This window comes from Brevibacillus fluminis, from assembly GCF_052072235.1.
In the GTDB taxonomy this organism is placed as follows: domain Bacteria; phylum Bacillota; class Bacilli; order Brevibacillales; family Brevibacillaceae; genus Brevibacillus_D; species Brevibacillus_D fluminis_A.
Map to the genome: position 1 here is coordinate 481,012 of NZ_CM125436.1, position 20,514 is coordinate 501,525.

General features: G+C 52.1%; 20 protein-coding genes and 1 riboswitch. Of the genes, 15 read left to right on the plus strand and 5 right to left on the minus strand.

What is annotated here, in order from left to right; genetic code table 11:
* Positions 1–19: 19 nt before the first annotated feature.
* Positions 20–895 carry a hypothetical protein gene (locus tag ACTID9_RS02725; protein WP_441069729.1) on the plus strand — a complete coding sequence of 292 codons (876 nt, stop codon included), beginning with the start codon at positions 20–22 and terminating at the stop codon, positions 893–895.
* Positions 896–950: 55 nt separating this feature from the next.
* Here the strand turns inward: ACTID9_RS02725 and ACTID9_RS02730 are convergent, their stop codons facing one another.
* From ACTID9_RS02730 to ACTID9_RS02740, 3 genes are all read right to left on the minus strand, one after another.
* Positions 951–2,195 (minus strand): MFS transporter, encoded by a 1,245-nt coding sequence (locus ACTID9_RS02730; protein ID WP_441069730.1) that lies wholly within the window; start codon positions 2,193–2,195, stop codon positions 951–953.
* Positions 2,179–3,258: an ArsR/SmtB family transcription factor gene (locus ACTID9_RS02735; RefSeq protein ID WP_441069731.1), complete on the minus strand. Its 1,080-nt coding sequence runs from the start codon at positions 3,256–3,258 to the stop codon at positions 2,179–2,181. Before ACTID9_RS02735 ends, ACTID9_RS02730 begins: the two co-directional genes overlap by 17 nt.
* Before the next feature lie 162 nt (positions 3,259–3,420).
* Positions 3,421–4,707 carry a homocysteine synthase gene (locus tag ACTID9_RS02740; RefSeq protein WP_441069732.1) on the minus strand — a complete coding sequence of 429 codons (1,287 nt, stop codon included), beginning with the start codon at positions 4,705–4,707 and terminating at the stop codon, positions 3,421–3,423.
* Positions 4,708–4,794: 87 nt separating this feature from the next.
* A riboswitch (SAM riboswitch) is annotated at positions 4,795–4,903 on the minus strand.
* Positions 4,904–5,131: 228 nt separating this feature from the next.
* Between ACTID9_RS02740 and ACTID9_RS02745 the strand changes: the two genes are divergently transcribed.
* The 5 genes from ACTID9_RS02745 to ACTID9_RS02765 all read left to right on the plus strand — a co-directional run bounded on the left by ACTID9_RS02745 (position 5,132) and on the right by ACTID9_RS02765 (position 9,039).
* Positions 5,132–6,448 carry a cytochrome ubiquinol oxidase subunit I gene (locus ACTID9_RS02745; RefSeq protein ID WP_441069733.1) on the plus strand — a complete coding sequence of 439 codons (1,317 nt, stop codon included), beginning with the start codon at positions 5,132–5,134 and terminating at the stop codon, positions 6,446–6,448.
* Between the two features lie 39 nt (positions 6,449–6,487).
* Positions 6,488–7,501, plus strand: coding sequence for a cytochrome d ubiquinol oxidase subunit II (locus tag ACTID9_RS02750; RefSeq protein WP_441069734.1), 1,014 nt, complete (start codon positions 6,488–6,490; stop codon positions 7,499–7,501).
* 85 nt (positions 7,502–7,586) lie between these two features.
* Positions 7,587–7,898, plus strand: coding sequence for a rhodanese-like domain-containing protein (locus ACTID9_RS02755; RefSeq protein ID WP_441069735.1), 312 nt, complete (start codon positions 7,587–7,589; stop codon positions 7,896–7,898).
* 102 nt (positions 7,899–8,000) lie between these two features.
* Complete coding sequence (locus ACTID9_RS02760; protein ID WP_441069736.1) at positions 8,001–8,414, plus strand: FixH family protein; 414 nt, start codon at positions 8,001–8,003, stop codon at positions 8,412–8,414.
* A 28-nt stretch (positions 8,415–8,442) separates the two neighbouring features.
* On the plus strand, positions 8,443–9,039 hold the full coding sequence (locus tag ACTID9_RS02765; RefSeq protein WP_441069737.1) for an SCO family protein: 597 nt from the start codon (positions 8,443–8,445) through the stop codon (positions 9,037–9,039).
* Here ACTID9_RS02765 and ACTID9_RS02770 read toward each other — a convergent pair.
* On the minus strand, positions 8,970–9,392 hold the full coding sequence (locus ACTID9_RS02770) for a DUF3889 domain-containing protein (RefSeq protein ID WP_441069738.1): 423 nt from the start codon (positions 9,390–9,392) through the stop codon (positions 8,970–8,972). The genes ACTID9_RS02765 and ACTID9_RS02770 overlap by 70 nt on opposite strands.
* Positions 9,393–9,557: 165 nt before the next feature.
* Between ACTID9_RS02770 and rnjA the strand changes: the two genes are divergently transcribed.
* The 5 genes from rnjA to ACTID9_RS02795 all read left to right on the plus strand — a co-directional run bounded on the left by rnjA (position 9,558) and on the right by ACTID9_RS02795 (position 14,578).
* The gene (gene rnjA / locus ACTID9_RS02775; protein ID WP_441069739.1) at positions 9,558–11,207 is read left to right on the plus strand and encodes a ribonuclease J1; all 1,650 of its coding nucleotides are present in this window, start codon (positions 9,558–9,560) and stop codon (positions 11,205–11,207) included.
* Positions 11,208–11,320: 113 nt separating this feature from the next.
* A complete protein-coding gene (locus ACTID9_RS02780) occupies positions 11,321–11,752 on the plus strand; it encodes a BrxA/BrxB family bacilliredoxin (protein WP_441069740.1) in 432 nt (143 codons plus the stop codon).
* Positions 11,753–12,634, plus strand: coding sequence for an aldo/keto reductase (locus tag ACTID9_RS02785; protein ID WP_441069741.1), 882 nt, complete (start codon positions 11,753–11,755; stop codon positions 12,632–12,634). It begins immediately after the preceding gene.
* Positions 12,635–12,695: 61 nt separating this feature from the next.
* The gene (locus tag ACTID9_RS02790) at positions 12,696–13,442 is read left to right on the plus strand and encodes an ABC transporter ATP-binding protein (RefSeq protein ID WP_441069742.1); all 747 of its coding nucleotides are present in this window, start codon (positions 12,696–12,698) and stop codon (positions 13,440–13,442) included.
* On the plus strand, positions 13,439–14,578 hold the full coding sequence (locus ACTID9_RS02795) for an ABC transporter permease (RefSeq protein ID WP_441069743.1): 1,140 nt from the start codon (positions 13,439–13,441) through the stop codon (positions 14,576–14,578). The genes ACTID9_RS02790 and ACTID9_RS02795 overlap by 4 nt, the downstream gene beginning before the upstream one ends.
* Before the next feature lie 17 nt (positions 14,579–14,595).
* Here ACTID9_RS02795 and ACTID9_RS02800 read toward each other — a convergent pair whose 3' ends face one another.
* On the minus strand, positions 14,596–15,825 hold the full coding sequence (locus ACTID9_RS02800; RefSeq protein WP_441069744.1) for an MFS transporter: 1,230 nt from the start codon (positions 15,823–15,825) through the stop codon (positions 14,596–14,598).
* 237 nt (positions 15,826–16,062) lie between these two features.
* Between ACTID9_RS02800 and ACTID9_RS02805 the strand changes: the two genes are divergently transcribed.
* The 4 genes from ACTID9_RS02805 to ACTID9_RS02820 all read left to right on the plus strand — a co-directional run bounded on the left by ACTID9_RS02805 (position 16,063) and on the right by ACTID9_RS02820 (position 20,509).
* A complete protein-coding gene (locus ACTID9_RS02805; protein WP_441069745.1) occupies positions 16,063–17,703 on the plus strand; it encodes a peptide ABC transporter substrate-binding protein in 1,641 nt (546 codons plus the stop codon).
* Positions 17,704–17,842: 139 nt separating this feature from the next.
* The gene (locus ACTID9_RS02810; RefSeq protein WP_441069746.1) at positions 17,843–18,103 is read left to right on the plus strand and encodes a hypothetical protein; all 261 of its coding nucleotides are present in this window, start codon (positions 17,843–17,845) and stop codon (positions 18,101–18,103) included.
* Positions 18,104–18,255: 152 nt separating this feature from the next.
* A complete protein-coding gene (locus ACTID9_RS02815; RefSeq protein WP_441069747.1) occupies positions 18,256–18,603 on the plus strand; it encodes a hypothetical protein in 348 nt (115 codons plus the stop codon).
* Positions 18,604–18,772: 169 nt separating this feature from the next.
* Positions 18,773–20,509 (plus strand): N-acetylmuramoyl-L-alanine amidase, encoded by a 1,737-nt coding sequence (locus ACTID9_RS02820; RefSeq protein ID WP_441069748.1) that lies wholly within the window; start codon positions 18,773–18,775, stop codon positions 20,507–20,509.
* The last annotated feature ends 5 nt before the right edge of the window (positions 20,510–20,514 follow it).

The following is a 20,514-nucleotide window of genomic DNA, read 5'->3' on the forward strand; positions in this document are numbered from 1 at the left end:
AGAGAAAGGAGTTTTACGGATGAAAGCAAAAACGATGATTGCCACTGCAGCGATCTCTCTTGGATTAATCGGAACGGCATTTGCGGCGGGGGTAAGCCCGTACGGACAAACTGGCGATCTAGAGAATGTGGCGCTTACCGTGGACAATAAACCCATTGCGGATAAAGGGATTTTAGTGAATGGTCAACTGTACATTCCGGCAAAGGCGCTCTCAGACCAGAAGAAAATCGCCTTTTACTATGACAAAGATTCCTACAATGCCTATCTTTTTTCAGGCGGTGGCGATAGCGAAAAAACGGTTGCTGCCAGTGTGGCGATGTATACCAGCAGCATGAAAAACCGGGACCAGATCGCCAAAGAGATCATGCAGGGAATTCCGTATGAAACCGATGATTACCATTCAGGGATGATGATGCAGGATATCACCAATATTACAGCTTTGGCAAAAGGGCTGCTGACGACATCCGATTCCATCGAAAATGTTATTCAGATGAGACTTAGCCAAAATAAATTGCCCAACTTGACGTTAGTGCGACAAGGCATTTTGTACCGGACCATCCCGCTTGATATCATGCAAGACCGTATGCAGTCGTTGGCTGATGAGCTTGGACGACAAATAAGCTCATCAAAACGACGAGATATGGAACATGTAGCAGATGATATTCAAAAGGCAGTCAATTCTAAAGAGAAAGCAATTGATTCGCTAGAAGATTGGGTGTCGTCCTCGGATAAACGTGATCTAGAGGATGTCCGCGATTACGAGAAAGACGCTAAGAAATATTTGTACCGCGCCATCAAAGATTTGACGGGTGAAGATTTAGAAAACCCAAATAAGGAAGAAGAAGGCGGATTAAAGCAAGCGGTTGAGGAATGGATTCGAAAAAAAGCGAAGTAACGATTTACGAAAAAAGGCTACATGTAAGCACAAAGCTTGCATGTAGCCCCTTTTTTCACCCTCTCCCCCCACCTTCCCCTCCCCCCAAAAACCGAAACCACGGCACCACCATCCCCACAACTGCCGCCACACAAATCCCCCCGCCGATCACCGCAAAAATCCCCCGAATCCCCATCGTTGGCGCACAGTAGCTGCCGAATAGCGTCCCAAGCGGCATCACGCTGCGAATGATCAGCAGGCGCATCGAAAACACCCGTCCGCGCAATTCAGCCGGTACCATCCGCTGATAGAGCGTGGTGCTATGCACTTGAAAAAAGGGCGAAGTGACGCCGGCAAAAAGCTCGATGGCGAGCGCAACCCCGATATGATGGACAAACGACAGCGCGAGAAACGTCGTTCCACCCAAAAAGATCGAACCGAGCATGACGAAGCGGAGGGAGAGGTTGTGCTTGAGGCGGGGCACCAGCAGGCTGCCGAGAAAATACCCTAACGGAAACATGGCGATGAACAGCCCGTACGTGACCGATGTTCCTCCAAGCTCCTGCACAACATAGGGCAGATTAAGCACCATCGTGACGCCGACGGCAAATTGCACAAAGGACAAAAACACACTGAGCCACACCAGCTTTTTCTGCGCAAAAAAATAGCGATAGCCTGCGAAGAGTTGTTGGCTCCAGCTTTCCCGGGGTGGCTGGCCGAGCTGCGCCGCAGGGGTGTTGCACACGGCGAGCATTGCGCTGCTCAGCAAATATAGCGCGATGATACCGACCAGTGTATACTCGGCTCCGATGAGCGCGACAAGCAGCCCGCCTGCGGGTGGGCCGATGAACATCATCAGCCGGGACGTTCCGTCGATCGCTGCGTTGGCCTGGGGCAGCTGGCTTTTTTCCAGCAAGGAGGGGAGCAAGGCCATGCTGGAAGGCACATAGAGAGGCTGAATCAGCCCGTTCCCCAGTGAAACCAGATAGATGTGCCAAGGCTGCAAATGTCCGGCCAGGCTCATCAGGAGCGGGAAGCAGAAGAGCAAGGCGCGGGCAAACTGGGAAAAAAGCATGACACGCTGCTTGTTCCAGCGGTCCAAATAAGGGCCGATGACCAATTGGACCAAAAGCGAGGGGAGCATGTAGATCAGCCACATGCTGCCAAGCGCGGCTTCCAGTCCCGCTCCGGTGATTTGGAACAGCAGCCAGGAATTGGCGACTGTCCCAAAGCTGCCGCCAAGCGAGGAGGCGGCCTCGCCGATCCAGACGCTGGTAAAAGACGGATTGCGATAGAGCGCGCGACTAGGCGTTGGCATCATCCGTTTGGCCCTCCGGCTGTTCCTTTTGCAAAAAGGCGAGCAAATCGTTTGCAAGCAGCTCCAGCGCTTGTTTCTCCAGTCGATAGGCAGTGCCCTCGGTTGTGACTAGGCGGGCTGACCGAAGCAGCATCAGATGGTGGTGGACGGTCGATTTGGCCAAGGACAGCTTTTCCGTCAGCTCCTGTAGCGTATGATCCCGGTGGTACAGATGCTTGACCAAACGCAGCCGGTGCTCGTCGCCAAGTGCCTTGTATGCGCCCGTCAACCGCAAAGGCGGCGCGTACAAGTCCGGCGTCTCCGTTAAACTGTCGTCGGCGACCGGATAGTAAAAAATTTTGGTGCCTGCACAGTCGGACTGGATGTTCCACGGGCGATAGGCCACGTGGGGAATCAGCACGACGCGAGTGACGGAAGGTTCGGGGACATAGCGAATGCCACCGGTTGCCCACTCCACAAATTGCTCGGAAGCGAGCTTATGCTGCATGTGCTGTTTTGCCGCGAGATCGCGGGCAAGAATGGCCGCAAGCTCCTCCTGCTCCGGAAAAACATGCGCTTGGTACCAGCCTTCCATCACGGCGAGCAGATGCGCGCGGAGTTCGTCTGGATCGACCCGCTGCAAAAAGCGCAGGTAAGCGGGGAAAAATTTGTGATGCCGGCAGTGCTCCACCAGCTGATCGATGGCGTCAGCATCGCCTGAGGCAGCTTTTTTTCGCAGCGCTTCCTGTTTCTTTCCTACGTATGGATAGCTATGGTAGAGCAGCTGTTCGTCGGACAGGGAACGGATGAATCCAAGAAACGACTCCAGATCGGCGAAGTCATCTGCGTGCAGCAGCTGCAGCAGCGTTTTCCACGTATTGTTGCGTTCGACATAATCGAGCTGCACCTGCATGTCCAGTGAGAGGGAGTGGCGGGCGTTTGCCCAGTAAGACGTATCCTTTTCCAAAGACGGATGTATTTCATGATAGGTGACGGCGGCCAAACCAAGTGCACATTCGAAAAGAAGCGAATGCTGTAGAACGACATCGTATGTTTCGCGTTCATGGGAGAGCTGCAAAAGTTTCATGATCATCACCGCATTCCGTTTTTTTACATTCTAATATTTTCGAATGTATAATTCAATAAAAATAGAATGAGAGGATCAGCGCGAAACACAAAAAAGGCCAGCCAGATTTCTCTGACTGACCTCTTTCTCGAGGAAACGTGAAGCAAGACAAGCGGTCTTTTCCTACACAGTCTGCTTCAACGCTTGATCCAAATCTTCCAAAATATCATCGATCGCTTCCGTACCGACTGACAGGCGGATCATTTCCGGATTCACGCCCGCAGCGCGCTGCTCGTCTTCGTTCAGCTGCTGATGCGTCGTGCTTGCCGGATGGATGATGAGCGACTTGGAGTCGCCGACGTTTGCCAGATGGGAGAACAGCTTGGTCGACTCAAGCAGCTTGCGGCCTTCATTCACGCCGCCTTTGACACCGAATGTAAGGATGGCGCCTTGCCCTTTCGGCAAATACTTTTGCGCCAGCTTGTATTGGGAATCGCTTTCAAGCCCTGGGTAGTTGACCCATTCCACTTGCGGATGCGCGGACAGAAACTTGGCGACAGCCAGCGCGTTTTGGCTGTGGCGCTCCATGCGCAGGTGCAAGGTTTCCAAGCCTTGCAGGAACAAGAAGGAGTTGAACGGCGATTGGGCAGCGCCGAGGTCGCGCTGCAGCTGCACGCGAGCCTTGATGATATAGGCCAGGTTGCCGACAGCCTCGGAATAGTTCACGCCGTGATAGCTTGGGTCCGGGGTAGTCAGGCCCGGGAATTTGCCATTGTTCCAATCGAATTTGCCGGAATCGACGATGATGCCGCCGATCGAGGTGCCATGTCCGCCGATGAATTTGGTCGTGGAATGCACGATGATGTCAGCGCCGAAGTCAAATGGACGGCACAGGATCGGGGACGCGAATGTGTTGTCGACGATGAGCGGCAGGCCATTTTCGTGCGCGATCGCAGCGATCGCTTCCAGGTCCGCTACGTTGATGCGCGGATTGCCGATCGTTTCGATGAACACCGCTTTTGTTTTTTCATTGATTTTTTCACGGAAATTGTCCGGGTTGGACTGATCGACAAAATGAACCTTGATGCCCAGTTTCGGGAACGTGTGATAGAAGAGATTGTAGGTACCGCCGTACAGGCTGCTGGAGGCGACAATTTCGTCACCGGCCACAGCGATATTCAGCAGCGCGAACGTGATCGCCGCCTGTCCGGAAGCGGTCGCCAATGCGCCAACGCCACCTTCCAGCAATGCCACGCGTTTCTCGAATACGTCGTTGGTCGGATTCATGATGCGGGTATAAATATTGCCGAACTCTTTTAGCGCAAACAGGTTTGCCGCATGGTCCGCATCGCGGAAAACATACGAGCTGGTTTGGTAAATCGGCACAGCGCGGGAACCGGTAACCGGATCAACCTCTTGTCCGCCGTGCAGTGCGAGTGTTTCAGGCTTCCATTGTGGATTGGTAGTCATAGCTCTTTCTCCTTCTCATTTATCAAATAAAAAAGCCTTCTTCCGAGGAGAAGAAGGCTTTTGTTTGCGAACGAACGCCAAACGCCAAGTTCATCTCTCAGAATCCATCGATTCTGCAGGATTTAGCACCTTGCATGTGGATCATGCCGGTTGCCGGGCTTCAAAGGGCCAGTCCCTCCGCCACTCTTGATGAGTTGTGAATTTTAAAATTAGTGGAACGATTCTAATTGTAAGGGATGATTGGGTGGGTGTCAACCGGTTAATTACAAGTAAACGGATGGGAATTATCAAAGTTTCAAATTTGTAACCGATTCGCCGTTGCCCGTTCACAAACTACCTGCTTTGCTAGCGCTTCCACTGCTTACATTATGAATATGGCATATAAACAAAGTCTGATATAGAGACAAACAGGGGTGAGATAGGAATGGATTTGGACAACACCGTACTGGCACGAATTTTGACATCGCTGACTTTAGGGTTCCACATTATTTTTGCAGCGTTAGGCGTTGGTATTCCGGTCATGATTTCGATTGCCGAATGGCTTGGCATCCGCCGAAAAGACCCGATGTACACGCTGATGGCCCGCCGTTGGGTGAAAGGCTTTACGGTTACGGTAGCGGTTGGGGTTGTGACGGGCACCTGTATCGGCTTGCAGTTGAGCTTGCTGTGGCCCAGCTTCATGAAAATAGCGGGGGAAGCGATCGCGCTGCCGCTGTTTTTGGAGACGTTCGCCTTTTTCTTTGAAGCCATCTTTCTTGGCATTTATCTGTATACATGGGATCGATTCAAAAATCCGTACGTGCACTGGCTGATTTCCATTCCTGTCATCATCGGCTCGACCGCGTCCGCATTTTTCATCATGACGGTCAATGCGTTCATGAATGCGCCGCAGGGCTTTACGCTGAAGAATGGGAGCATCGTGGATATCCAGCCACTAGTTGCCATGTTCAATCCGGCGACGCCGTCGAAGGCAGGCCATATGATCCTCTCTTCTTATGTAGCATCGGCGTTTGTGCTGGCTGCGATCGCCGCCTACCGTATTCTGAAGGGCAACAAGCACGAATACTATCGCAAAGCGTTGACGCTCACGATGGTGACAGGGCTGCTATTTGCCGGTGGAACCGCGCTGTGGGGGGATATCGCCGGCAAATATTTGGCCGAATACCAACCGGCGAAGCTCGCAGCAGCTGAATGGCATTTTGAGACGAAAGCGCAGGCCGAGCTGGTCTTCGGCGGTGTGCTGGACAAAGAGACGATGGAAGTGAAATACGGGTTGAAGCTGCCGTATGCGCTCAGCATTCTCGCAGGCAGTTCACCCGACACCGAGGTGACCGGGCTTGACCGGATTCCACGAGACGAGTGGCCGCCGCTCATCGTTCACTATTTATTCGACTCCATGGTCGCCATCGGCTGCTATCTTTTAGCTGTGCCTTTGCTGTATTTCCTCTATCGCCGATTGAAAAAAGGAGCGATTCCCCGGTTTGTACTGCGGCTGATCATCGGGGGAGCGCCGCTGGCGATGCTGGCGATCGAGACGGGCTGGATATTCGCGGAGGTCGGCCGCCAGCCGTGGATACTGGTGGGGTACATGAAAACGCAGCATGCCGCGACGACTGCGGGCCATGTTGGCGAGATGCTGATCTTGTTTACGCTTTTGTACCTGTTCCTTGGGATCGTGTCCTCGCTTGTCTTGATGCGGATGTTCAAAAATAAGCCGGCAGAAGCGGAACTCCGCTCATGAGCCGCTGCCGAATTTGCAAAGGTAGGAGAGTGAAGGGGAATGTCGCTTGAAATGCTGGGGATCACGGTGCTCTGGGTCTTCTTGTACGGCTATATCATCGTCGCGTCTATCGACTTCGGTGCAGGATTTTTCGCGTTCTACTGCAAGATGCTGGGCAAAGACCACCTTGTCAACAATACGATCGAACGCTATTTGTCGCCGGTGTGGGAAGTTACCAACGTTTTCTTGATCTTTTTCATCGTTGGGCTTGTCGGCTTTTTCCCCAGTACGGCTTATTACTATGGAACCGCGCTGCTGGTACCGGGAAGCATATTTTTGGTGCTGCTTTCGCTCAGAGGCTCGTTTTACGCCTTTGCTCATTACGGGGCGAGGGACAATCTGACCTATTTGGCGACCTATGGCCTGACGGGATTGTTCATTCCGGCATCGCTGGCGACGATATTGACCATTTCCGAAGGGGGATTCATCGACAAGCAGGGCGATCAGATTGTTCTCTTGACCGATCGGCTGTTAACGAGCCCGTATTCTTGGGCGGTCGTATTCCTCGCGTTGGTCAGCATCCTGTTTATCAGCGCCAGCTTCCTGACGTATTATGCTGATCGGGCTCGTGATCATGATGCTGTCAAGCTGCTGCGCTCCTATGCGCTCGGCTGGAGTTTGCCGACGATTTTTGCCAGCTTCATGGTGTTTTTGTCCATCCGTAATCACAACCTTGATCATTTCGAGCGCATGCTTGATGTGAGCTGGCTGTTTTTGCTGTCGTTCGCGTGCTTTCTCGTTGCGCTTGCCCTGATTTTTATGAAAAAGTATTACGGATGGGCATTTATCGCGGTCATGCTGCAATTCGCCTTTGCATTTTTCGGCTATGGCGTCTCCCATCTGCCGTATTTACTGTATCCGTTCATTACCATTACGGATAGTGTGACCAGCCCTGCGATGGGCACGGCGCTGATAATCGGTTTCATCGCTGGCTTGCTGTTGCTGATCCCATCACTAATCCTGCTGATGCGCCTGTTTTTATTCGATGCGCGCTATGTTCAGGGACGGCCGTAGCCGAGTCGAAAATAACGGAAAGATGTGGTATGATGATGCGAGGATTGTAGTTTGCTGGGAATCATCATACAGGAGGCTGACATAGATGGAACAACAAGTAAAGGAAATATTGCCGGATGAACTGATCGCCAAGCTGGAAAAAGGCGAAAAGCTGCAGCTGATCGATGTGCGCGAGCTGGAGGAATGGAACGCGGGCCACATGAAAGAAGCGAAGCTGATCCCGCTCGGCTTTTTGCCACACCGACTGGATGAGCTGGACAAAGAAACGCCGCTCATCATGATCTGCCGCAGCGGAGCGCGCAGCCATCGCGCATGCGAGTATTTGACGGAGCTGGGGTTTGATGCGACCAATCTGGTAGGCGGCATGCTTGCTTGGCCGGGCGAAGTGGAGAAATAAAATGGTAGCGTGCAGGCATTGGGCTTTTTGGCCTGATGCCTTTGTTTCGTGTGCAATCGAACCGAAACGATCACAAAATCGGAAAAGAAGGAGAAAGGAACCATGAAGAGTTGGAGACGATTGCTGCCGGTATTCGCGCTTGTGCTGGCGATGCTCGCAGGCTGCGGAGCAAAGGATGAGACGCAAAAAGAACCGATCAAGCAGCAGGCGAGCGCCGATTCGTATACGGCAGATCTGCTCATCACACCGGGCATTGTCGGACCGAATACATATGAGATCACCATCACAGACGACAAGCAGCAAAAGATGGATACGGGCAGCGCCAAGCTGACTTTCGCGATGCAGGGGATGGGTGACCACGGAAAAAGCGAACAGCAGCTGAAAGCAAAAGACGGCAAATGGACGGCGGAAGGCCCGCATCTGATGATGGACGGCACGTGGGATGTCAAGCTGATCTGGACCGACGAAAAACAGAACGTGCACACGTTTACGTACAGCGTCACCGTACAAAACTAGTAGATAGAGTCAAAGGAGAGGGACACCCATGCGGAAGTATTGGCTTGCCATCTTGGCAAGTGTGATTGGACTAGCAGTCATCGGTTATTTCGGATACAGCTATTACGAGCAGAAGCACCGATTGCCGGTCTATAAAACCATGCCTGATTTTGCCCTGGAAAATTTGGACGGATCGCCGTTCCATTTCAGCGATACTGACGGCAAGGTGCGTCTTGTCGCCTTTATTTTCACCAATTGCATCGATGTTTGCCCGCCGACGACCTTGAACATGGCCAAAATTCAAAAGGAGTTGAAGGCCGAAGGATTGTTCGGCAAAGATGTGCAGCTGATGACGGTCACGTTTGATCCGGAGCGGGATACGCCGGCTGTTTTGCAAAAATACGCGGACAGCTTTGGCGCAGATCAGACAGGCTGGCACTTCCTCCGCGGTGAGGAAGCGACGGTGGCCCAGGTCGCGCAAAGCTTTGGGGTCGGCGTCTTGAAGCAGCCGGATGGCACGTTTGTCCATACGATGAAGATTTTTTTGATCGACAAGGAGAAAAAAATGCGCGCCATTTATGGCATGGCCGCAGAGATGGATATGGACAAAATCATCGGGGACATGAAGCGATTGGCAGACGAATAAGCGGTGCCTTCCGCCTCATCCACCTGCAGGCGAATCAGTTTTTCTGATGTTTGCTCAAACTGGATTCGCACATAAACAGCCCAGATTCGTCCGTTCTTTTTGAGCAGCAGCTTGAACGTTTCTTGGGCGATGCCCGGTGCTGGGTACGTTCGGCCTACATGAAGATAATCGATGATTGCGGTATTCGGATACCGCTTCATCGTTTCCGTTACCGCCAGCCGACCCCATTTGGCATAACCCGGTTCAGGCGCAGGTGCTGCGACCAGCGAATGCGCATGAGCTTCGGGCTGGCCAGGCAGAACGGCGGCAAAACAAAGCGCGCAGCAAAGCCATAGGCAAGAGAGACGTTTCATGACTGCTCCTTTCGTTTACAGCGGACCTGTGATCTTCCTAGTCTGACCGCAGTCATTGCGGTTATGCAAACAGCGAGCGGGATGGCTTGTCCAATTGAGTGGAAAGAAATCACCAGCATTATGGTACAATAGATAGGAAGTAGAGGAACGGTAGGAGGTATTTTTTTGAGTGAAGTAAAAATCTTTGGGCTTGGCGGTTTGGGCGAGATCGGGAAAAACATGTACTGCGTAGAGTACGAAGACGAAATCATCGTCATCGACTGCGGCGTCAAGTTCCCGGAAAACGAGATGTTCGGCATTGATCTCGTCATCCCAGACGTCTCTTATTTGATCGAAAACAAGCACAAAATCAAGGGATTGTTTTTGACCCATGGCCATGAGGACCATATCGGCGCGATTCCTTTTGTGCAAAAGCAGGTGAAAATGCCGATTTACGGCGGGCGCCTGACGCTTGGCTTGGTGAAGTCCAAGCTGGAAGAACACCGGATGGTGGCGGAAGTGGAAATGAATTTCGTCAACGAAGACTCGGTGATCGCTTTCAACCATATGACGGTTTCGTTTTTCCGCACCAACCACAGCATTCCGGATTCATACGGCATCTGCATCGAAACGCCGCAAGGGAAAGTTGTGCACACCGGCGACTTCAAACTGGATATGACGCCGGTCGGCCATTCCACGGAGTTTGCCAAAATGGCGAAGATCGGCAACGGCGATGTGCTCGCGCTCCTTTCTGACAGCACAAACAGCGAACGTCCTGGCTTCACGATGTCTGAGCGTTCCGTTGGCGAGGGCATTCTCGATGTGGTGACGAAAGCGAGAGGACGCATCATTTTGGCGACGTTTGCCTCAAACGTGCATCGTCTGCAGCAGGTCGTGGATGCAGCCAAGGCGCAGAACCGCAAGATCGCGGTGATCGGACGCAGCATGGAAAAAGTCTTTTTGATCGGACAGGAGCTGGGCTACATCCAGATTCCGGAAGGCATGCTGATCGACATCAAAACGATCGACAATTATTCGGACAACCAGATTTTGATCATCTGCACAGGCAGCCAAGGGGAGCCGATGGCAGCGCTGACCCGGATCGCTTCGGGATCGCACCGCACCGTGCAAATTTACCCGGACGATACCGTGATCATCTCTGCATCGCCGATTCCGGGGAATACGGTGAATGTCAGCCGGACGATCGACAAGCTGTACCGCGCTGGCGCCAACGTGATCCACGGTTCCGTGTTTGACATCCATGCGTCCGGTCACGGCAGCAGCGAAGAGCTGAAGCTGATGCTCAGCTTTATCCGTCCGCGTTACTTCATCCCGATTCACGGTGAGTACCGGATGCTCAAAACGCATGCCAAGCTTGCCATGCAAGTCGGGATTGAACCGAAAAACATTTTTGTCATGGACAACGGCGAGTGTCTGCGTGCAACCCGCGAATCGGTTACGATGGGCAAGGTGCCGGCAGGCGTCGTGCTGATCGACGGAAGCGGGATCGGCGATGTCGGCAATATCGTGCTGCGCGACCGCAAGCATTTGGCGGAAGACGGCTTGATCGTGGTCGTCGTCAGCATCGACATGAAAAATTTCAAAGTGCTGACGGGGCCAGACCTGGTAAGCCGCGGATTCGTCTATGTGCGCGGCTCGGAATCGCTGATTCAGGAAGCGACGGTTCTGGTAAAACAAAAGCTGCTGGAAGCCATGGATAAAAAGGTCAAAGACTGGTCGGAGCTGAAAGCGCAGATCAATGAAGTGCTGAAGCCGTACATCTTTGAAAAGACGGGACGCAACCCGATGATCTTGACTATTTTGATGGAAGTGTAACGACACTTACGCTATTTTCTGCTGATACATGAGCAGGGTATAATAGAAGCACCGAATGCATCACACCAAAAACGCCGAGGCGTTTTTACCAAAACAAGAGGAGTGATCCAAAGATGATGTCTTATGAGGCATATATGAACCAAGTGATCCAGCCGATGCGCGATGAATTGACGCGCCACGGATTCACCGAACTGCGTACGCCAGAGGAAGTGGAACAGGCTTTCTCCAACATGAAAGGTACCGCTCTGGTTGTCGTGAACTCCGTTTGCGGTTGCGCAGCGGGCTTGGCGCGTCCAGGCGTGGTGCACTCGCTGAACAACGAAGCGAAACCGGATCATCTCTACACGGTGTTCGCTGGACAAGACAAAGAAGCGACAGCAAAAGCGCGCGAATACTTCACAGGCTATCCGCCATCATCCCCATCCTTCGCCCTGTTGAAAGACGGCGAGCTGGTTGCAATGGTGGAGCGCCATCAAATTGAAAACAACTCGTTGGAAGGCATTTCTCATCTGCTCACGACTGCCTTTGACAAATACTGCAAATAAATGCAAACGCGAGCGTACGGACGAGACCCGTTTCAAGTATCGCTGCTCGGTTTTGGTGCACAGCGCATCGTTGATGAACATGATTGTACCGAAGAGCAGGCGGTCGCAATTATTCGCCGTGCGGTAGAGCTGGGGGTCAATTATTTTGATACCGCCCCCAGCTATAGCGACGGTCAGTCGGAATCCCGGGTGGGCCTTGGGCTTCAAGGACTGCGCAATCGCGTTCACATCGCGACCAAAACCGGCGGCCGCACGCGGGATGCCGCCTTGCGCGATCTGGAAGGCAGCTTGAAGCGGTTGCAAACCGATTATGTCGATGAATGGCGCATCCACAATGTCATGCAGCCCAAAGATCTGGAAGCGGCGTTCGCCAAAGACGGTGCGATTCAGGCGCTGATGGAGGCGCGCGAGCAAGGGCTTGTCCGCAAGCTCTCCATCAGCGGCCACACCGATCCGCGCTTGCTGGCCGAAGCGATCCGTCGCTTCCCGTTTGACAGCGCGCTGGTGGCGCTCTCGGCATTGGATCATTTCATCTACAGCTTTGCGCACGATTTTGTTCCGTTGGCAGTGGAAAAAGGTGTCGCTGTCATCGGGATGAAGGTGATGGCGCTCGGCAAACTTGCGCCATGGACCAGCCAGGCATTGCGCTATACATGGAGTTTGCCGGTCAGCACCGCGATTCTCGGCGTAAGCAAGATGAGCGAGCTGGAGCAGGATGTGGCGGAGGCGAATGCCTTCACGCCGATGGACGAGATCGAACGCCTGGCGTTTTTCCAGGAGATCATGCCGCTGGTTCGCGCGGATGTGCTGCGCTGGAAAGCGGGCGAATGGATGTCGGGCGAGTGGTACAAGCTGCCTGAGCTGCATTTTCCGAAATCGTAACCACAACAAGACCACCCATTTTCGTTGGGTGGTTTTTTTACAAGAAAAAGGAGGGGATCAGGTGTCGGGCCTTCTGGAAGTGAAAGGCGTATCAGGCGGGTATTTTGCGAGCCAGCCGGTCATCAAGGATGTCTCCTTCCGTGTCAACGAAAGGGAAATCGTGGCGCTGATCGGCTTGAATGGCGCGGGAAAAAGCACGACCATCAAACATATTCTTGGGTTGCTGGAGCCGAGAGAAGGGGTAGTCAGCATCGCGGGAAAAACGTTTCAAACCGATCCCGATACATATCGGTTCTCGTACGCCTACATTCCCGAGTCGCCCATTTATTATGAAGAACTTTCTCTATGGGAGCACTTGGAATTAATGGCCATGAGCCACGGGCTGGAGCGATCAGTCCTTATGGAACGTGCGGAGCCGCTCTTGAAAGAGTTTCGGATGGAGGGGATGAAGGAGCGATTCCCCCAGCAATTTTCCAAGGGCATGCGGCAAAAGCTCATGATTATGATGGCCTTGCTCGTCGAGCCGCCTCTTTATATCATCGATGAGCCGATTTTGGGATTGGACCCGCTGGCGATCCGGTCGCTGATGAACTGGCTCAACCGGTGCAAGGAGCAAGGGGCAGGCATTTTGATGTCGACGCACATTTTGGCAACGGCCGAGAAAGTATGCGATCGGTTTCTCATTATGCACAAAGGCGAGATCAAGGCCCAAGGGACGCTGGAAGAACTCCGCAGTTCCACAGGATTGCACAACCATTCGCTGGATGACATTTATCTTCAGATCGTAGAGGATGGGGATCAATCGTGAAGCTGGATGTTGATGCGTTATTTCACGAGCGGTTCAGACGGTTCTCCATCGAATTCGTGCGCTATTCGCAGTATCTGGCCAATGGAGGCGTGCTTTTTTTCACCATCATTCTGGGCGGAATCCTCGCCTTTTATTACCGCAGCTTCGTTGAGTTGATTCCACCGTGGCTGCCGGTTCCGTATGTTCTCGCGCTTTTGCTCGCTGTCTTCACTGCAAGATGTCCGCATCGGACGTTTCTGCTGGAGGCCGACCTGCTTTTCCTCACGCCGCTCGAAACCGACATGAGCCGGTATTTTCAAAAGACGAAGCGCTACAATTTTTTCGTGCAGAGCGTCTGGCTGTGCGTCCTGCTTCTCATCTGTTCACCGATGTATACGGGGACGATGGGGGTGGGGCAGACGCAGCTGGTGTTTTACTGGTGTGTGCCGTTGGTGCTGAAAGGCTGGAATGTGTACAGCAGCTGGATCGTGCTGCGGCTGCCTGAGAGGCGAGGTCAGCGGCTGCTGACGCTGGCGCGATTCGTTTATACGTACTATGTGATCGCTTGGACGCTTGGTGAGGGGCAGCTGTTCGCTTATCGGCACATTCCGTTTGGCGGCCTTTTGTGCATCGTTCCGCTCTTCTGGTTTCACGTCCGGCTGCAAAGGATACGGTCGCGGCATTCGCTTAAATGGTACGCGCTGTTGGAGATGGAAAACGGACTGAAAAACAGGTTTTATCGAATCGTCAACCAGTTCACCGACATTCCTGCACTGCAGCACCGTGTCAAGCCGCGCCGCTGGCTCGATTGGGTTGCCACGCTGATCCCGTACCGCCAGTCGAATGCGGCGCGCATGTTGTTTTTCAAGACATTCATCCGTTCGGGAGACTATGCGGGCGTCTATGTCCGGCTCGTTTTGCTAGGAGCCTTCTTGGTCATGATTTTGCCCAATCCGTATGTCAAAATCATCGTAGCCGCACTGTTTCTCCTGATCGCGCGCAGTCAGCTTGCCGGAATTCGGAAGCATCTGCAGGCCCCTGGCCGGCTTGCAATTTTTCCGATCAATGAGACCGAGCGCAAGCGTTCCTTTCAATGGGGATGCCGTCTGTTGCTGCTTTTGCAGGCAGCGGTGTCGATGATAGCAGCACTGTTGTAACAAACAAACCACCCCGTTTATGAGGCAGGGTGGTTTTTGGCATGTTTTCCTGGGGTTTCGCGATTGAATGCGGCATGGAACAAAAAGAGAAAGATCGCCACGACCGATACGACGGTACCCAGCAAAAGCACCGGGGTGATACCGCCTTCATCGTACAGCCGTCCGAACAAGAGCGGTCCGAGAACCCTGCCGATGCTGCCGAAGCTACCTGCGACGCCGAGATAAAACGGGGCGGCGAGGCCGGTTTTTTCGCTAATGAAAGCGGGAATCGCCGGGGCCATCAGCATTTCGCCCAATGTGATGATCACCATGCCCAGCACGAGCATGTAATAGCTGTCATGATAAAACAGGATAAAGCCGAACCCGCAGCCGTAGCAGATCGCATTCGCCACCAGTTGGGCGGAAATCGTGCGGGCCCAAAGCCGTTTGATCAAAGAAGTGATCGGCTGTCCGAAAAAAATCACCACGCCATTCACGGTCCAAAGGAAGCTGTAGGCGGTGTAATTGTAGCCCATATCGGTCAAGTAAGGCGCGACGCCCGAATTCCACAGCGCCATCGAAAACCAGATGGAGGCGGAGCCAAGTCCGATAAACAAATAAATCCGGTATTGCATCAAGAGATAGAGGGGGCTTTGCTCCGATAGATTGGAAATCGCGCTTACGCTGACCTCCCGTTTATCCACCAGCGTCATGCCCCGCATGAACCAAAGAATAAAAAGCGCGAAACCGATCGTGCTCAAGCTGTTGAACAGAAACGTGAACGAAAAGCTGAGCGAAGCGAGGACCCCGGCCAACGACGTACCGATCGCCATCCCGATGTTGTTGCTCACATACACGATATTGAACAGCTCATTCCGCTTTTCTTTCCAGCGAAACCCGATGAACGCCTGAATCGCCGGAGTGGAGACAGAGTTTAATAGCCCGAGCAGAGACATGATGAAAACATAGACAGACCAATCACGGGTAAAAAGTATGGAAAGCTGAGAGATGCCACATAATAACAACGAGCCGACGATCAGGGACTTGGCGCCAAGGCGGTGAAACAGGCTTCCGCCGATAAATTGCCCCGCGATTCCGGCCAACGATTGGAGCATGAGAACGAATCCCGCATCAGCCATAGGACGGTGAAGCTCATGATAGACATACAGTGTGGTCAGCGGCCACATGAAAGCGCTACCTAAAGAGTTCACAAAGCTAGCTGCAACGAACACGATCGCCTCTTTTGGATAGGCGGAAAGCCATTTCATGTTTTTCACCTGATTTCTGCGAATGGTAAGTAGCACCAGTATACTTCTTTATGAAACACTTAGTAAATGAAAAAGTTTATAAACAAATAAATTTTAATCGCAACTTTAATTCTCTTTATCGATGTTAATGAAAATAACCAAATATAAAACATAATTAAATAAACTTCAATATAGTTTAAAAATTTTTCAAATAGTTGTATTCTAATAAAAGATTTTTGATTAAGGGGGAAAAATAAGTTGAAAAAGAATGTTTTTGTCCTTGTCAGCTCTGTTCTCGTCTTAGGCGCTGCGCTTGCAGGTTGCGGTGGCAACTCGGCAGCTCCAGCACCTGCTGAAAATAACAATGGTTCCGCTGCACAACCAGCGAAAAATAACGGCCCACAAACTCTTCGTCTGAACCTGCACTCCGAGCCGCCAACGCTCGACCCAGGCATCGCGGAAGACTCGACTTCCGGTGCGGTAATCCGCGCGACGTTTGACGGTTTGACTCGTACCGGTCAAGACGGCAAACCGCATGAATCCGTTGCAGAAAAAGTGGATGTTTCGCCAGACATGCTGACGTACACGTTCCATCTGCGCGACAGCAAATGGAGCAATGGCGATCCTGTAACAGCGAAAGACTTTGAATTCGCCTGGAAGCGCGCGCTCGATCCAAAAACAGCTTCCAACTATGCTTATCAGCTGTACTACATCAAGAACGGTGAAAAATTCAACAAAAACCAGGCGAAAATCGATGATGTTGGCGTAAAAGCGTTGGACGACAAAACGCTTCAAGTCACACTCGAAAACCCAACTCCATACTTCCTGGAGCTGACCGCTTTCTACACGTACTACCCGGTTGACCAAAAAGTCGTAACTGCTGATCCAAAATGGGCGACAGAAGCGAAAACCCACGTGGGTAACGGTCCATTCAAAGTGGAGGCTTGGGAGCATAAGAGCAAGCTGACGCTGGTCAAGAACGATAACTACTGGGATAAAGATGCTGTCAAATTGGACAAAATCGACTTCTCCATGGTTGAAGACGAGAACACCGAACTGTCCATGTTCGATAACGGTGAACTTGACTGGGCAGGTGCGCCGCTGAGCACAATCCCGACCGATGCGATGCAATCGCTCAAGGATTCCGGCAAGCTGAACATCCAGCCAATCGCTGCAACCTATATGTACAAGTTCAATACGACAAAAGCGCCATTCAACAACGCGAAAATCCGTAAAGCGTTTGCTTACGCGATTGACCGTCAATCGATCATCGATAACGTAACCCAAGCGGAACAAGCTCCGGCAACCGGTTTGGTGCCAACATCCATGATCCTGAACAAAGATGGCTACTTCAAAGATCATGATGTGGAAACAGCGAAAAAATTGTTGGCTGAAGGTATGAAAGAGCTCGGCATCACCAAGCTGCCGCCGATCACACTGTCCTTCAACACATCCGAGGGCCACAAGAAAATCGCTGAAGCGATCCAGGACCAATGGAAAAAAGAATTGGGCGCTGACGTGAAACTGGAAAACAAAGAGTGGAAAGTTTACCTGGAAGATATGCACCAAGGTAACACGCATGTATTCCGTTCCGGTTGGACCGGCGACTTCAACGATCCAATCAACTTCCTGGCTCTCTTCAAAGAGAAAAATGGCGGTAACAACGATACGTTCTGGGAAAACAAACAGTACCAAGACCTGTTGAACAAATCTGCCCTGGAATCTGATTCGGAAAAACGGAAAGCGATTCTTGCGCAAGCCGAGCAAATCTTGATGGATGAAATGCCAATCGCGCCTATCTACTTCTATACGAACTCCTACGTGAAAAAGGACAACGTAAAAGGCGTTTTGATGGATGGTTTGGGCTTCATCGATTACAAATGGGCTTCCATCGAGTAGTAAGATACGCATACAAAAAGAGGACCTGCCAGTCAGGTGCCTCTTTTTTTCGTGGCCATGGACATCTGACCAATCCAGTTCCCTTCTCTTGTCATAGTGTAATGTGAGCAATCAGTGCTGTTCCAAGAGGAGGAGAAGCATGGACATCAATAAGTGGATGAACATTGCGAAAGGGATTTCGAAAGATAAGCTGAAAACCGATTCCGGCTTGAAGGAAGTCATCCGTGATTTGGGGAAAAAAGCCGGCAAATCTCTTTCCGACGACGATGTGAACAAATACGCATCGATGTTCCGGAAAATGGCCAAAACCGAAGACGTCGGAAGCTTGCTCGGCAAGCTGCAGAAAAAAGGCGTAAAGAGCGATGATATCAAAAGCATCAAAAAACGGCTGAACAGGTAGGGAGGGCGAGCGAGATCGCTACGAAAAAGAAAAAATCATCCTCCCAAAAAGACCAGATCAAGGAATTAACGACCAAGATCAATCAATTATCCGTTGCGTCGCAATCACATAATGATCACTTGGTTCGGGAATTGTCCGGCATGAGACAGGACATGGCTTTGTTGAAAGCAGAGCTGGCGAAAAAAAATAAGGAGCGGGCGAGGCGATCCGGCTTCCGTGCCCCCCGGCTGTTCAGCCGTTCGCGTTCACAGCCTGTCGTCGAGCAAGCACCCGTGCAAGTACCGTCCATCAAACTGGACGACTTGCTGCCGCTCCTGCCGCACTTAAGCGGCGTGATTCCGCAGTTGGGCAACCCAAAGGTCGCAGATGCGATGAAGATGCTGTCCAGTCCGGCGGTTATGTCGCTCATTCAACAATTTTTGCAGGGGAATATGGGCGGCTTGCTGAAGCAAAATTCGCCAGCAGTAGCCCAAGTCCAAAGGAGAAGAGCCCTTCTGTGAGAAGCGGCTCTCTCTTTTTTTATAGTCGGGGTACTGCTGCTGCGCTACCGCAAAATTCGGCGCCATTGTGCAGATTCGGTCAATTAGTTCGAAAAGACTACAAACTTTTTATGGACAAGCATCGTCTAATATAGAGTGTGAAGAATACGCAGCTTAAGGGAGGACAGCGATGAGAAAGAGTTATGCAGCATGGATGCTTCTGCTGTTCAGCTTTTGCCTGCTGCCCGGTCTGGCAATGGCAGCACCAGCCCAGGCACAAGATCAATTGAAGCTGATGGTAGAAGGGAAAAATGTCGATGCGGATGTCCCGCCGATACTTGACCAGGGACGGACACTTGTGCCGGTCCGTGTAGTGGCCGAGCAATTGGGCGCTACGGTGACCTGGGATGATGGATCGCGGTCGGCAACGATTGTGCGTGGACAAACCACGCTGGAATTGACGCTTGATCGCAAGACTGCTCGGAAGAACGGCAAGGACGTACAACTTGATACCGCACCGAAAGTACATAATGGCCGAATGCTGTTGCCTTTGCGTTTTGTCAGCGAATCGCTGGGGCTTACGGTCGGTTGGGAAGATGCGACGCGAACGGTTATTGTGAATAGCCCGCAGACCGTCTCTGTCAACGGTTCCGGACTGGCTGCCGCTTCTCCTGTCTACGTAATCGATGGGACAGCTTTTGTACCTGTCGATGCGCTTGCCAATTCATTTGGGTTGAAAGATTGGGTGAATAAGCAAACGATTCGCCAGACGCGGACAATTGATTCCGTACGGGTTGCACCGCTTGATGAGATGAGAGATCTTTTAGGGGCGGATACGCAGTGGGATCAACAAAACAGCCGCATTACTTTTACACGCGATACGAAATTTACCGGGGTAGAGGTTGACGGGGAAAAAGTTACGATCAAAACAACGAACCGGGTCATCCCCGCATCGTTCACATTGGAAGGGCCGCACCGGATTGTCATGGACTTCCCGCAAACGCATTTGTCTGGCAAAATGCAGGATGGACTGGATAGCTCCTATCAAGGAATCGCGTACCAAGCCAGCGCGGCAAACGATTCCGCTGACCGGGAAACTACGCAAAATAACCGGGTAAACGATCAATCCGAAATGCCGTCCTGGCTCTCGGGGATTGAGTCCGACAATGAATCAGAGGATGTAGCGGCAGATGCGCTCAACCAGGTAACGGCAGCTGAAGCTCCGGTAGCCTCGGATCCGAAGCCGCCTCTGGTCACGACGATCCGCTACAGCCAATATCAGCCGGATGTGGTCCGTGTCGTTGTCGAGCTGTCGCAAAAAAGCAATTACGACCTGTCTCAACAGGAGGACGGGGTGTCCGTAACGCTGAAGCCGGCCCCGCGAAAAACCGGCTACCTGATTGTCATCGATGCCGGACATGGCGGGCATGATAATGGAGCGTCCGGTGTAGCAGGCAACAAAGAGAAAGATTATAATCTGGCTGTCGCCAATAAAGTGGTCAAGCTGCTCTCGCAGTATAAAGAGTTCCAGGTCGTTGCCACACGCTCGACAGATGTGTATCTGACCTTGCAGCAGCGGGTGGAGATTGCGAACAACATGGGGGCAGACTTGTTCCTTTCGGTGCATGCCAACTCGTTTACGCCTGCCTCTCGCGGAACGGAAACATTTTATTACAATGCGAACAGCGAAGCATTTGCCCGCCTCGTTCACAGCTATCTGGTGAAGGCCACCGGCTTCCCTGATCGAACCGTGCAGATTCAACCGTTTTATGTGATCAAAAATACCAAAATGCCGGCTACGTTGACCGAGACAGGATTTTTGACAAACGAGATTGAGAACAAACAGCTGATGTCACCTGCGTTCCAGGATAAAATCGCGCAAGCGTTGGCTACAGCAATCCGCGAATATTACTTGCAGCATCAATAAGCGGA